The sequence below is a fragment of the Microcoleus vaginatus PCC 9802 genome (assembly GCA_022701275.1).
Classification (GTDB): Bacteria; Cyanobacteriota; Cyanobacteriia; order Cyanobacteriales; family Microcoleaceae; genus Microcoleus; species Microcoleus vaginatus_A.
The window spans coordinates 505044-519217 of the sequence record CP031740.1 but is presented as its reverse complement, the minus strand read 5'-3'; the positions used below and the strand labels follow the sequence as shown (position 1 = coordinate 519217).

Genomic DNA, 14174 nt, shown 5'->3' with positions numbered 1-14174 from the left:
ACTCAGCCCCTTGAAAGCCCCAATTTTTCTCGAATTACATCTTCTTTGAAACCTACTAAAACAGCCGTTCCCTCTTTAACGAAAAGAGGACGTTTCAGCAGCATCGCATCCTTAGCAAAAGCCTCCACCCACTGTTCGCTTGTCCAATTATTCTTGTCGTCGCCCAAAGCGCGGTAAGATTGACCGGAAGTATTTCGCATGGGTTGAAAACCCAAAGCAGCTACCCAGCTTTGGATTGTGGCGCGAGTCGGCGGCTGTTCTTTTGTGTTAATAAACTCGTAATTAACATCGCTATCTTGGAGCCACTGGAAAGCTTTTTTGCAGGTTCCGCAGTTCGGGATTCCGTAAACTTGAATTGACATAATAATGACTGCTAACTAATGACTAATGACTAATGACTACTGACTAATCTAGCTTGTTGAACCCATTTTTGCACGCGATCGACTGAAGGAGTCAAGTCATTGCGCTGCATTGTCGCTACGTGCAGCCTTAAAACTTGTTGGTGCAATCTCTCCACGGGCATTTGAGCCAATTGAGCCGGAGAAGCAACGCCGGCGTGAAGTAACAGCCCGCAATACTGACAGCCTACACTCGGAATTCGAGCCAAATTTGCCATCGCTACCCATTTATTAACATATTGAATGTTAATCTGTAATTGATGCGCTAGTAACGCTTTCGCAGCCGGTGTTTTGGTCATGCGAATTAGTTGTTCGGTTGTGGTGATGTTGCACTCTTCCAGTTGAGATTGGTTTTCCTTGCTCAATCCCGGTAAATGTGCGATCGGCCAGTCGCGTAGTTGCACAGAAGTTTGAGGAGTTTTGTGAGAAATTTTCATGTTTTTTCAGTTAATTTTACTTATACTTTAAAGTCTCAAATATCAAACAGTCAATAGAGGCGATCGCTCGCGTCACCCAACCAACAAAAACCCGACCAAGGAATTTGACTAATTGCGGGTGTTGTGACATTTCTGCTAATTGCCTGCGGAGTAGCACTTTCCGCCTGTTTTTCCGGCCTGTGGAGCAGGCTTACTGCTTAACCCAATCATTCCGGCGATGACGACAAAGACTATAAAAAACACCGCATAAAAATGCTAGCAAAAAATCAGATAAAGATGAGACTTTTCTCAAAAAGACCTGCCAACTTGGCAGTCTGAATTTTAGTGATTTAATGCCGAGAAGGCAAAAACTTCCCGCTGACTGCAAACCAAACTCAAACTTATCGGTTTTTACCCATGAAAATTACAGAAGGTTATGATTTGTTAACTAATACTTTACAGCAACGGCGGCAAAAACTGGCCAGTTTAATTAATTTTCCCGTAATTCTTTGGTCTGGCCGCAGCATTCCTCGCAATTATCCAGCACTTACTTATCCCTTTCGTGCCAGCAGTCACTTTCTATATTTTGCTGGTTTGCCGTTAGAAAATGCTGCCATTCGCTTAGAATCTGGCAAATTAGAATTGTTCTTAGATGAGGCACCTGCTAGCAGCACTCTTTGGCACGGAGAAATGCCCAAAAGAGCAGAAATTGCCGAATTAATTGGGGCTGATGCTGCTTTCCCAATGGCCGAATTGAAAGCCCGATCCTCTTCGAGGGCTCCGCTAACGACAAATGCAGCAACAATCGCCGTTCAGGATTCTTGGACTCAGTTGCAACAGTCTCAAATTCTCGATCGCCCTCTTGCACCGCCCAACTCGCCAACCGGAATCGACCTAGAATTAACTCAGGCGATCGTATCTCTGCGCCTCAGCCACGATGCAGGCAGTTTGGCCGAATTGCGTCAAGCTGCGGCTGTTACTGTAGAAGCTCACAAAGCGGGGATGGCGGCAACTCGAAATGCTCAAATTGAAGCAGGGGTGCGCGCTGCAATGGAAAGTGTCATCATCTCCAAAAATATGACCTATGCCTATCCTAGTATCGTGACGGTGCATGGAGAAGTGCTGCACAGCGAACATTATCACAATTCCCTACAAACAGGAGATTTGCTGTTAGCAGATGTCGGTGCAGAAACATCAACGGGATGGGCGGCGGATGTGACTCGCACTTGGCCGGTTTGTGGCAAGTTTTCTGCGACTCAAAGAGCGATTTATGATGTAGTTTTGGCAGCGCACGATGCTTGTATTGAGAGAATTAGTCCGGGGGTGGAATATCAAGAGATTCATCTTTTAGCTGCTCGGATTATGGCGGAAGGGTTGGTTGATTTGGGCATTTTGCGCGGCTCGGTTGAAGATTTGGTAGAAATGGATGCTCACGCGCTATTTTTTGTACACGGTATCGGACATCTAATTGGTTTGGATGTTCACGATATGGAAGATTTAGGAGATTTGGCTGGCTATGAAGAAGGAAGAACAAGAAGCAGTCGGTTTGGGTTGAGATTTTTGCGGTTGAATCGAGTTTTGCGTCCGGGAATGCTGGTATCGATCGAACCGGGATTTTATCAAGTTCCGGCAATTTTGAATAACTCTGAAAATCGCGCTAAATATAAAGATTTTGTTAAGTGGGACGAGTTGGAAAAATTCGCAGACGTGCGGGGAATCCGGATTGAAGATGATATACTTGTCACCGAACAGGGTAGAGAAGTATTGACAGGAAAATTACCAACAAAAGCTCTGGAGATTGAGGAGTTAGTTGCGGTAAATACGTAAGTATCGATCGAATTAGATCGATCGCCCTCAGTTCGATCAAGTGTGAGAAAAGATAAAAAAATATGAATAAAGCTTGGCAAATAGGTCTTTTGATGCTAGTTGAAAAACTGGCCGCGCAAGTCCAAAAATTCGCAGCACTGAGACTTGCGCGCATTGTTCGCAAACCTGTATCCCCACCGCCGATGCAGGCTGCGCCTTTGCCCAGCAACGAAGAAGAGAGGCTAGAAGCACTTCACCGCTACGACATTCTAGATACAGAGGCCGAAGCAGCTTTTGATGACCTAACAGCTTTAGCATCCTATATTTGCGGCACTCCTATTGCTTTAGTAAGCTTAATAGATTCTAACAGACAGTGGTTTAAGTCAAAAGTCGGTCTGGAAGCGCCAGAAACTCCGAGAGAGTTAGCTTTTTGCGCCCACGCTATTTTAAATCCCAAGGAATTGCTAGTTGTACCGAATGCTCTAGAAGACGATCGCTTTGCCGGCAATCCGTTAGTAACTTCCGATCCAAATATTCGATTTTATGCTGGAGCCCCGCTAGTAACTGCTGACGGTTTCCCTATAGGCACTTTGTGCGCGATAGATACAGTTCCTCGCAATCTCACCCCACAACAGCTAGAAGCGCTGCGGACTTTAGGACGGCAAATTATTAACCACATGGAGTTGCGAATAAATCTGACTAAATTAAAGCGCGCACAGATCAGGAACAAACAAGTAGAAGCAAAACTCCGTTCTACAGACGAGCAAATTGTCAATTTTTTAGAAGGAATGAGCGATGCTTTTTTTGCTTTAGACACCCAGTGGCGATTTACTTACGTCAATTACAAAGCAGGGCAATTTTTGCAGCGCTCGCCGGAAAAACTCTATGGTAAAATTTTTTGGGAAGAGTTTCCCGAATTAGTGAATTCGGATTTTTATGAAGAGTATCATGGAGCTGTAGCCAAACAAGTTGGTGTGGCTTTTGAACAATATTATCGTCCCTTAAAAGTGTGGGTGGAAGTCCGGGCTTTTCCTTCTCACGACGGCATTTCTGTGTTTTTTCACGACATAACCAAGCGCAGGCAGATGGAAGCTGCACTCAGGAAAGAACAGAATACAACTGAAAGTTTACTGCTAAATATTTTGCCAGAAGCGATCGCCGACAGGTTGAAGTACCAACCGGGGGTGATTGCTGACAAGTTTGAAAAAGCAACAATTCTTTTTGCTGACTTGGTGAATTTTACCCAAATTTCTACCACCATGTCGGCAACTAAATTAGTGTACTTGCTGAATGAAATTTTCTCAGCTTTTGACGAACTGAGTGAGAAGCACGGGTTAGAAAAAATTAAGACGATCGGGGACGCTTACATGGTAGCAGGCGGTATTCCCATTGAACGTCCAGACCACGCAGAGGCGATCGCCGAAATGGCGCTGGATATGCTAGCAGCAATTCAGGAATTAAATGTGAAGCTAGACGCGAAATTTGACCTCCGCATCGGGATTAATAGCGGCCCGGTGGTAGCGGGGGTAATCGGGACTAAAAAATTCATTTACGATTTGTGGGGAAATGCCGTAAATACAGCCAGCCGCATGGAATCTCACGGCATAACAGGCCGCATTCAAGTCAGCCACTATACTTATAAGTTGCTGCAGGATAAATATGAATTTGAAGATCGCGGCGAGATCGAGATTAAAGGTAAAGGGGAAATGCGGACTTATTTGCTGACGGGCCGGAAAATAGCAAGCGATCTCAAAATCTGAGAGTAAATAAAACTAAGACTTGAAAGTACCTGATTGTTGAGGGAAACTCCCGAGGCGGCGATTAATCCCCTCTTCGGCGCGATCGCCCAGTGGCAGAACGGCTGCAGCAGAGCAGCCAAATAAGATTATGCTATAGACAGAGATATCCGAGCAATCCTATGCGCGGTACTCAACGTTATAAAAATACTAAGTTGAAGTCGTCGGAGCCTTTAATAATGGTTCAATTTCATATTCAAACAGATAGCGATATTCCCGCATCCACCCAACTATTCAATCAAATCAGGTTTGCGATCGCCTCGCGACAATTTCCGCCCGGGCACCGCTTGCCCAGCACCAGACAGCTAGCCATGCAGACGGGTTTGCACCGCAACACCATCAGCAAAGTATACCGACAGCTCGAAAATACCGGACTCGTAGAAGCCCAAGCAGGATCGGGCATTTACGTCCGCGCTCAAGGCAACGAAGTTGTAGGCAACAAACTCAAATCTCCGATCCTCGAAGAATATCCCCTTGCCAACAAAATAGTGCAAGGAAGTATCGATCAACTGCTGGAACAGGGCTGTACGCTCAACCAAGCGAGGGAATTATTTTTGGCCGAAATTGACTGGCGGCTCAGGTGCAGCGCCCGAGTAGTCGTCACAGCCCCCACAGAAGACATCGGCGTGGGTGAACTGATGGCGAAAGAACTCGAACAAGCTCTCCGCATCCCCATACAGTTAGTGCCGATGGAACAGCTAGGTACTTTTTTGGATCAAATCTCTTCGGGAACTGTGATCACAAGCCGGTATTTTATCGGAGAAGCAGAATCGATTTCGGCACCGCGTTCGGTGCGAGTGATTCCCGTAGACATCTACGACTACAGCCAGGAAATCCAGCTAGTTGGGGGTTTGCCGAAAGACAGTTATTTGGGTCTCGTCAGCCTGAGTCCGGGAATGCTGCGATCGACCGAAGTCATCATCCACAGCATCCGGGGAGAGGATTTGCTGGTGATGACGGCCTTGCTGTCAGACGACTACAAGATTAACTCGATCGTGCGATCGGCCAGAACAATTTTCTGCGACCAACCGAGTTTTGCTACAGTAAAAGCTGCCATTAACGCCGCCAGAGAAGATATTATTCGTCCCCCGCAACTGGTATGCTGCGAAAATTACATCGGCTCTAAGTCGATTAATTTGCTCAAGCGCGAGTTGGGCTTGGGATGAGGAAGGAAGAAGGAAGAAGGAAGAGGGAAGAAGGAAGAAGGAAGAAGGAAGAGGGAAGAAGGAAGAAGGAAGAAAAACAATTCAACTTTTTTAAGTTACCAATCCCAATCCCCAATGCCCCAACCCCAATGCCCCATGCCCAATGCCCAATGCCCAATGCCCAACTACCAATTACCAATTACCAATTACCAATTATCCATGCCAATTGAAATCCAACCTTCAATTAATGTTAAAACCGCGATCGAAAGCCGCCGCGCCGCCCGCAGCTTCAAACCCGATCCGGTTCCCCCAGCAATATTGGCAGAGATTTTGCGGTTGGGAATGCGATCACCCTCTGGTTACAACTTGCAGCCTTGGCGGTTTATCGTACTTCAAGACCAAGCTAGCAAAGAAAAATTAAAAGCTTGCGCCTTCGATCAGCGCCAAGTGGTAGAAGCCCCAACAGTATTAATTTGCTGTGGCGATCGACGCGCCGCCGGGCCGGAAAACACCGAAGCCGTCATCGAATTGGGCAAAGCCACAGGCGCAATGAATGACACTTTAGCCGGTTATATGCGACAAGCAATCCCGCAATTGTTCGAGCACCGTCCCTGCTTCGACTCCCTAGAAGCTTGGACAAACAGACATACAATGCTCGCAGTAGCCCACTTAATGATTGCAGCTAAAAGTTTTGGGGTAGACAGTTGTCCGATGGAAGGTTTTGTCAGCGCTAAGGTGAAAGAAGCCTTTCAAATTCCCGAAGAAGTAGATGTTTGCTGTTTGCTGCCACTTGGTTATGCAGCAGAACCTTTCAAACACTATGGCGGACGTTTTGAGGTGACTCAAGTTTATTACAGCGAAAGTTATGGGCAGGCTTTGCAAGCTGAGATTTGAGAGTTAAGATTTTGTTGCAACTTGAATTTTAAGAGTTAAGATTTGGAATGAATCGGTGCCAAAGTTCAAACCAATCAAAAATCGCGACAGTTCTGCAATCTAAAATCTAAAATTCCAAATCTAAAATCGAAAGTGGTGAGATCAGACAGAGGAGAAAATATGACAGTAGCAACGCGACAAAGCAACGCACAAATTCTAGAAGTAAAGTTGCAGCAGCACTTGCAAGCAGCCGGATTTAAAAAATTACCCCTTTATATTAGTTGCGATTTTCGAGATGAATCTTTAACGGTTGTGGGAGAACACCCGCGCAGTTTAGTTCTCAAAGCCAAACCGACTTTTGCGGTGCTAGAAGCAGCAATTCTCGAAATTGAACCAGAATCTATTCAACAGATTGGACTTTGCCTAAAAATTACCGGGCAAAAACAGCCTTATGCTTTCCATTCTTTTACCATGCACCAGCCTGTTTTGTCAAGACCAAAAACAGTGCAGTTGTTCAAAAAAACAGAGAATACCCCCGCAGAAGAAACCGGGATAGTCTTAACAGAAAATGTGGTGCCGACGGCGGATGTAGAGGAGGAGATACCGTTAGAAACGGATGGGAAAGATGCGTGGGAGGAAGAATATTTCCCCCATTTGTCTGAGAGTTCCAGCAATTCCGATCCGATCGCCTTTAAGGTAGCTGCAATACCGGTAGATATTGCCGACAATCCCTTCAATCCGCTGGATATGGAAGCGGTAACAGTTGCCCAAAAACCCAAGCATTCACCGTTTGCGATGCTGGCTGCCGCAGGAATGGTCAGCATGGCGGCGCTAATTTTGGCAGGCGGTTATTATATGCTGAGCCGCCCCTGCGTCATCGGAGAATGTAGTGCATTAGCTAATGCCAAACAGTTGAGCGAGAATTCGACGAAGACGCTGAAAACGTCAAAAGTGGCCAACAGCCCCCAAGAAGCGCAGCGACAGTTAAAACAGGCGATCGCCCTTTTGGAACCGATTCCCTCTTGGTCAATTCATCGCGGTGAAGCTCAAAGCGCCCTGGAAAGCTACCGGAAGCAAAATCAGAATTTAAACTCTGCGATCGATGCAGCGCGCCTCGCACAGTCAGCAGCCCAGAAAACCCAAAATCCGCCTTATTCTGCGGAGGACGGCCAGGAAGCGCAAGCTCTGTGGCAAAGTGCGATCGCCGAACTCGCAGAAATCCCCCCAGACAGCCCAGCTTATCCATTTGCTCAGAAAAAGTCAAAAGAATACCGGAAAAATTTAGCAACTGGAAATCGGCAGTTAAGCACAGAGAAACAAGCCGAAAAAACCCTGCTCGCCGCCAAAAGTACAGCCCAAATAGCAGAAGCTCGCGAAGCAGTAGCTCACACAGCCGAGACTTGGGCTCAAGTGCAATCAGGTTGGGAAGAATCCCTCGACATCCTATCAGCAATTCCCACGAGCACGACATCTTACCAACAAGCTAAACTGCTAGTTCCCAAATACGAAACCAAACTTTCAGAAGCTCGCGAGCGCAAAAATGTCGAAGGAATTTCGGAAAATGCGTATACTCAAGCTGTGACTTTAGCAGCGGAAGCTCAAATTTTTGAGGGCAAAAACGCCTGGTTTAAAGCATCTGAATCCTGGCGAAGAGCTTTGAGTTATGCGGAGCAAGTGCCGGCAGCAACTGCATATTCTCAGAAAGCCCAACCGCTGCTCGCTTCCTACAAAACTTCCTTGCAGCAAGCAGAAGTAAAGTTGCAGGAAGAAAGGAACCTGCAAAAAGCCCGCACCGATTTAGATAGAACTTGCAAAGGCAGCCCCAAGATTTGCGACTATACTGTTAGCAAAGATTTGATTGCGGTGCAGATGACTCCAGGTTACGTGGAGAAACTGCAACAAACCTTCATCCAAGCAAATAACAACAATGCTGTGAAGACTCGCCAAGCTGTAGAAAAGCACGTTCAAACATTGCAAAAAGCTTTGGAGGCGATCGCCGAAAACGCCACAATCCCGATGCAGGTGTACGATGGCGAAGGCCAGCGGATTGGGAGCCACGAACCGAAGTAGTTGTAGTGGTAGGGTGCGTGAGTGCCAAAAATCTGTCTGAACGATCGAAATATTTACACTCACGCACCCCCAGCTATTTTATCCGCAGTCAATCCAGCTTGAAAAACTTGTTGTGCCGTTAATTTCAACTCGGGAAAAGTTGGCGACTCAATCCTATCATTTCCCTGAAACAAACTCACCTCATACTCGCTGTCAACCAACTGATAAACCGATATCGTTGGTTGTTTGGGATGGCCAATAAACCTGCGACCCCCCCAAACCGAGATAATCCACAATCCAGTATTCAGGAATCCCGATTAGTTCATATTCGCCCACTTTCCTGATGTAGTCATCTTGCCAATTCGTGCTAACTACTTCAATAACCCGCGGAATTGATCCACCTTGAGTCACAGTGGAGAACTTTTCCCACAGAGGTTCTGATGCTAAATTGGTTTCATTTAAGATCAGAACATCGGGGGAATAAGCTGATTCGTTTTCGGACGACTTAACTAATGCTTGTTTCGGGATGAAGTACGGAAGGTTTAATCGATCGAATTGCGCGGTCAATTATTTGGCTGAAAAACCTATAACTTTCTCATGATTTCCTAATGGCTGTGACATTTCAACAATCTCTCCATTGTGCAATTCATAACGTCCCTCTTCGGGCTTCCATTCCGCAAATTCTTCAAAAGTTAGCGGTTTAGTTGCAGTTTGAATCATGGCTATTCTCCTTAGTGATGACAGGGCGGGCTAGAAGCCCACCCCACAATAAAACTCACTCTTTGTGGAACAGGCATCTTACCGGTTCCGCCCACCCCACAATAAAATTTAAGTCTTGTGGAACAGGCATCTTGCCTGTTCTTAAAAATAGTGCCCAATGCAAGTTCATACCCACATGATGTTACAAATTACCAATGCCCAATTACCATTTTATCAATTGTGCATCTTGATTAAAAAACTTCCGGGACAATCCCTCAGTCAAAAGCAGAGTTGCGATTACAGTTGCCAGCGCTAACACAAACATAATCAAAATCTGGTAAGATGCTGCATCGAGAGGACTGACACCGCTCAGCATTTGACCTGTCATCATCCCGGGTAAAGTCACGATTCCTACCACTGTCATTGTATTTAAGAGCGGGATTAATCCAGCTTTGATCGCATCTTTGCGGTACTGCTTTACTGCTTGCTGCGGCGTGGAACCTAAACTTAAATGGGTTTCTATTTCTAACTGGCTGCTATTAACTGTACTGACAAGTCTTTCGCCGGCGATCGCCCCGGAGTTCATGGCATTGCCCAAAATCATACCCGCTAAAGGAATCAGGTATTGCGGTTCGTACCAAGGGTCAGGTTGCAAAATTAGCAAGTTTGTATAGGCGAGAGTCAAGGCCGTACTGATAAAAATTGAACCCCAAACTAAGGGCAGTAAGTTCTTGATTTTTTTGCTGATGCGGTTGCTGGCAACCATGCTAGCTGTTGTCAGCATGATTGCTAAAACTGCTAAAACCAGCCAAGGATTTTTCCCCTCCGGGTCAAATACGACTGCGAGCACGTACCCGACTAAGATTAGCTGGATCAGGGTGCGCCCCGCCGCGATCGCGATCGCCCCCTCCAATCCCAATCCCTGCCACGCCGAAAGCCCGATCGCGATCGCCACCATCCCCAAAGCCCAACCCAAATCTGTAAAATCTAGCTCAATTAACACCGGCCCACCCTTTAGATAACGTGATTGTTTGCCTGTCCAAATATAAGATATTTGAATAAAGGTTTCTGGAAAACAGTTTTGCTGCAAGAATTTGCTTTGATAATGCTTGAAATTTATGGTGTGAAGAGTGAATAATGTTCCCCCCCTCGACTTAACCCGCCAATACGCGCAGATTGGCGACGAGATAACCGCTGCGGTGCAAAAAGTGCTTGCCTCTGGCGGCTACGTAGGCGGCCCGGCCGTGAAGAGTTTTGAACGAGAGTTCGCCGACTACACTGGAGTTTCCGAGTGCGTTGGCTGTAACTCTGGCACGGATGCGCTGATTTTGGCCTTGCGAGCTCTCAAAATTGGCCCCGGCGATGAAGTGATTACCACTCCTTTTACCTTTTTTGCTTCGGCTGAGACAATTAGCGCCGTCGGCGCGACTCCAGTATTTGTCGATATTGACAGCGATACTTTTAATCTGGATGTCGAACTCCTCGAAGCGGCAATTACCGACAAAACCAAGGCAATTATGCCAGTACACATCTTCGGCCAACCGGTAGACATGACTCGGTTGATGGAAATTGCGACTCGACACAATTTAGCCGTAATTGAAGATTGCGCCCAGTCTGTCGGGGCCGAGTGGCAATCTCGAAAAGTCGGCAGCATCGGCCATGTTGGCTGCTTCAGTTTTTATCCGACCAAAAATTTAGGCGCTTGCGGTGACGGTGGGGCGGTGACGACAAATGATCCAGCCCTCGCAGCTTCGATGCGAGTGCTCAAAGAACACGGACAGTCTTCTAGATATTTCTACGAAGAAATCGGGTACAACAGCCGTTTAGATGCCCTGCAAGCAGTGATCCTCAGCATTAAATTGCGGTATCTCGACAGTTGGAACGCGCAGCGGCGGGAGAAAGCGACACTTTACAGCGAATTTCTCTCCCGCGTGCCCGGAGTAGCCGTCCCCAAAGAATTGCCGGAAGCAAAAGGAGTTTGGAATCAATACACGATCCGGCTGACAAGCCCAGAAGAGGCGCAAAATCCCTCGGGCGATTTTCGAGATTGGATGCGGGCTCAGTTGCAGGAATGCGGCATCGGTTCGATGGTTTACTATCCGTTACCTTTGCACCTGCAACCTGTTTACAAATCTTTGGCTTATCAAGCAGGTCAGTTGCCAAAGGCTGAGCAAGTTTGTCGCGAAGTCTTGTCTTTGCCGATGTTTCCGGAACTGTCGAGGGATCAACAAGAGCGGACGATTTATGGGCTGAAAGATTGCTTGGCAAAGGCCGATCGCATCCGGTAGCTTTGGCGCGAGGGCATAAGCGAGGGAAACGCAGGACGAGAAAAGAATTGCAGGGTTGCAGTGTTGTGAGAATGTGCAGCGGTCAGGGAGAGCCGTTAAGTATTTTGACCGATCACTTGTACTTTTATGTACTATATTTAATGAAAAGAAACAAATTTAGGCTAGCAATCCGCCTCGAACGGGTGCATTTTCCGCTCGCCTAAACCTTGCAATGCGATCGGTCAATGATGAAGAAGGAAGAAGGAAGAGGGAAGAGGGAAGAACGAAGAAGGAAGAAGGAAGAACGAAGACTAAATAATATTTGAACTTTCGACTTTCTATCCCCGATGCCCGATGCCTGATCCCTAATGCCCGATGCCCGATGGCCGATGCCCAATTCTCAATTTAACCTGTAATTTTCAGAAGATAAGAGGAAAATAAACGAGTGCCTCAGTATCAATTCACTCAGGCTAGACGCTACGATCCACAAGCGATCGCTCAGTATTACCGCAACCGTCCTTGGAAAGCAATTTGGCGCGCAATTACCGTTATTTGGTCTTTTGCAGGCTTCGTTCTGGGGATGCTGTGGGACAGTTGGCAGCACGAAGTCGCAGCACACCAGCCGGAACGGGCCGCCCACCTGCGACAAATACTCACTCGCTTGGGCCCCACTTTCATTAAAGTCGGCCAAGCCCTTTCTACCAGACCGGATTTGATCCGCAAAGACTTTCTCGAAGAATTGATCAAACTTCAGGATCAATTGCCGCCGTTTGACTCCGTGCGCGCTTTCGAGATTATTGAAGCGGAACTCGATCGCAAAATTAGCGAAACCTACAGCGAAATCTCTCCCGAACCTGTCGCCGCGGCAAGTCTCGGTCAAGTCTACCGAGCTCGCCTCCTCACCGGCGAAGCAGTAGCAGTCAAGGTTCAGCGACCGAATTTGCTGCCAGTTTTGAGCCTGGATCTTTATTTAATGCGCTGGGCCGCTGGATGGTTGGGCCCCTTGTTGCCGCTGAATCTCGGTCACGACCTTTGTTTAATAGTCGATGAATTCGGTATCAAATTGTTCGAGGAAATTGATTATCTCAATGAAGGACGGAACGCCGAGAAATTTGCTACAAATTTTGCCGACGACCCGACAGTAAAAGTTCCGAGCATTTACTGGCGCTATACTTCAAACTGCGTTCTCACTCTCGAATGGATTGAGGGCATCAAGCTGACAGATATGGCAAGTGTTAAAGCCGCAGGTTTGGATACCGATAGTTTAATTGAAGTCGGAGTCCGCAGCGGTTTGCGACAGTTGCTGGAACACGGATTTTTTCACGCTGACCCGCATCCGGGAAATCTGTTTGCCTTAGCGGATGGCCGCATGGCTTACATTGATTTTGGGATGATGGATCAGATGGAAGAAACAACTAAAGAAACTTTGGTTGATTCTGTCGTTCACTTGATCAACAAAGATTACTTAGAGTTAGCTAAGGATTTTGTCAAACTGGGCTTTTTGACACCAGATACAGATATTATGCCGATCGTTCCGGCGTTGGAATCTGTACTAGGTGATATCGTCGGCGAAAAGGTGTCAGATTTTAACTTCAAGACGATTACAGACCAGTTTTCGGAGTTGATGTACGATTATCCTTTCCGGGTGCCGGCGAAATTTGCCTTAATTATTCGCTCTCTGGTAACAGAAGAAGGTTTGGCCCTGACGCTGAATCCCAATTTCAAGATAGTCGAGGTGGCGTATCCTTATGTAGCGCGGCGTTTGTTGAACGGAGAATCTCCGGCACTGCGGCGGCGTCTGATTGAGGTATTATTCAAAAATGGCAAATTCCAATGGAACAGGTTGGAGGACATGATCGCGATCGCCCGATCCGATCGTAGTTTCGACTTGCTCCCCACCGCCCAACTAGGCTTGCAATTCTTGCTGTCCGAGGAAGGGTCGTTTTTGAGACGCCAGCTAATGTTAGCTTTGATTGAGGACGATCGACTCCACACCGAAGAAGTTCGCAGCCTGTGGAACTTAGTCAAGGAAGATTTGCAGCCCGGTCGCCTGTTCAACGTTGCTCTAGGCGCTTTGACGGAGTTTTCCACAGCAGGAGCAGCGGCGCTAACTCGATTTTAATTAGAAGGAAGGAGGAAGAGGGAAGAAGGAAGAAGGAAGAGGGAAGAAGAAAGAAAAATAATTCTACTTTTGCAGATTCCCAATTCCCAATTCTCACTCACCCACTCCCAATTCCAAATTACCCAAATTACCCAAATTAAGGAATTATTCGTGTATTATTTTCCAGAACCTCCCTATTTTTTAATGTCGGCTGGACTGCTAGCAGGTATCGCCTCCGGTGTAGCATTTGAAGCAACTCTCAAACAATCCGTACAACTGTGGTCTAAAAATCGTTCTACTAGCACTTTGGCTAACCTGCAAGGGCTGCCCTTGCAGATACCTTTTCTGGGAATGGCGGGCGGTATTTGCGTATTTTTAGCTTCTGGAATGGAGATTTTTGGCTTTCCAAAACTACTTTCTTATGCCCTAGCTTTGCCACTGACGTTACTCACGGGCTGGTTGGTTTGGACTCAGTTGGGTAAGCTTTTGATCGAGTTAGAACGCGGAGGTTCCCAAGCGCTGGATTTAGATTCTTTTGAACAATGAAAGTTAACTATCAACCTCTTTTTATCAGAAGGAAGGGGGTTGATAGTTATCTGTTTATCTAGGATTATCCTAATTTGA

11 protein-coding genes and 1 pseudogene are annotated in these 14174 nt (G+C 46.8%); 8 read left to right on the top strand and 4 right to left on the bottom strand.

Features of this window, described 5'->3' with window-relative positions; all coding sequences use genetic code 11:
• Nucleotides 1-2: 2 nt before the first annotated feature.
• Nucleotides 3-362, bottom strand: a complete 360-nt coding sequence (locus D0A34_02140; protein ID UNU17823.1) for a Spx/MgsR family RNA polymerase-binding regulatory protein — start codon at nucleotides 360-362, stop codon at nucleotides 3-5.
• Nucleotides 363-391: 29 nt separating this feature from the next.
• Nucleotides 392-835 carry a DUF4332 domain-containing protein gene (locus tag D0A34_02135; protein ID UNU17822.1) on the bottom strand — a complete coding sequence of 148 codons (444 nt, stop codon included), beginning with the start codon at nucleotides 833-835 and terminating at the stop codon, nucleotides 392-394.
• A 396-nt stretch (nucleotides 836-1231) separates the two neighbouring features.
• On the opposite strand from D0A34_02135, the gene D0A34_02130 reads away from it, so the two are divergent.
• From D0A34_02130 to D0A34_02110, 5 genes are all read left to right on the top strand, one after another.
• On the top strand, nucleotides 1232-2641 hold the full coding sequence (locus D0A34_02130) for an aminopeptidase P family protein (GenBank protein ID UNU17821.1): 1410 nt from the start codon (nucleotides 1232-1234) through the stop codon (nucleotides 2639-2641).
• A 62-nt stretch (nucleotides 2642-2703) separates the two neighbouring features.
• Nucleotides 2704-4380 carry a GAF domain-containing protein gene (locus tag D0A34_02125; GenBank protein ID UNU17820.1) on the top strand — a complete coding sequence of 559 codons (1677 nt, stop codon included), beginning with the start codon at nucleotides 2704-2706 and terminating at the stop codon, nucleotides 4378-4380.
• Nucleotides 4381-4595: 215 nt separating this feature from the next.
• Nucleotides 4596-5582, top strand: coding sequence for a GntR family transcriptional regulator (locus D0A34_02120; GenBank protein ID UNU17819.1), 987 nt, complete (start codon nucleotides 4596-4598; stop codon nucleotides 5580-5582).
• A gap of 198 nt (nucleotides 5583-5780) precedes the next feature.
• A complete protein-coding gene (locus D0A34_02115) occupies nucleotides 5781-6455 on the top strand; it encodes a nitroreductase family protein (protein ID UNU17818.1) in 675 nt (224 codons plus the stop codon).
• Nucleotides 6456-6614: 159 nt separating this feature from the next.
• Entirely contained in the window at nucleotides 6615-8504 is a 1890-nt protein-coding gene (locus D0A34_02110; protein UNU17817.1) for a hypothetical protein, read from the top strand.
• Nucleotides 8505-8563: 59 nt separating this feature from the next.
• On the opposite strand, the pseudogene D0A34_02105 reads toward D0A34_02110, so the two are convergent.
• Nucleotides 8564-9203, bottom strand: a pseudogene (locus tag D0A34_02105) (Uma2 family endonuclease).
• Between the two features lie 202 nt (nucleotides 9204-9405).
• A complete protein-coding gene (fetB, locus tag D0A34_02100) occupies nucleotides 9406-10185 on the bottom strand; it encodes an iron export ABC transporter permease subunit FetB (GenBank protein UNU22127.1) in 780 nt (259 codons plus the stop codon).
• A 127-nt stretch (nucleotides 10186-10312) separates the two neighbouring features.
• On the opposite strand from fetB, the gene D0A34_02095 reads away from it, so the two are divergent.
• From D0A34_02095 to D0A34_02085, 3 genes are all read left to right on the top strand, one after another.
• Nucleotides 10313-11470 carry a DegT/DnrJ/EryC1/StrS family aminotransferase gene (locus tag D0A34_02095; GenBank protein ID UNU17816.1) on the top strand — a complete coding sequence of 386 codons (1158 nt, stop codon included), beginning with the start codon at nucleotides 10313-10315 and terminating at the stop codon, nucleotides 11468-11470.
• 424 nt (nucleotides 11471-11894) lie between these two features.
• On the top strand, nucleotides 11895-13571 hold the full coding sequence (locus D0A34_02090; GenBank protein UNU17815.1) for an AarF/ABC1/UbiB kinase family protein: 1677 nt from the start codon (nucleotides 11895-11897) through the stop codon (nucleotides 13569-13571).
• A gap of 150 nt (nucleotides 13572-13721) precedes the next feature.
• Nucleotides 13722-14096 carry a hypothetical protein gene (locus tag D0A34_02085; protein UNU22126.1) on the top strand — a complete coding sequence of 125 codons (375 nt, stop codon included), beginning with the start codon at nucleotides 13722-13724 and terminating at the stop codon, nucleotides 14094-14096.
• The last annotated feature ends 78 nt before the right edge of the window (nucleotides 14097-14174 follow it).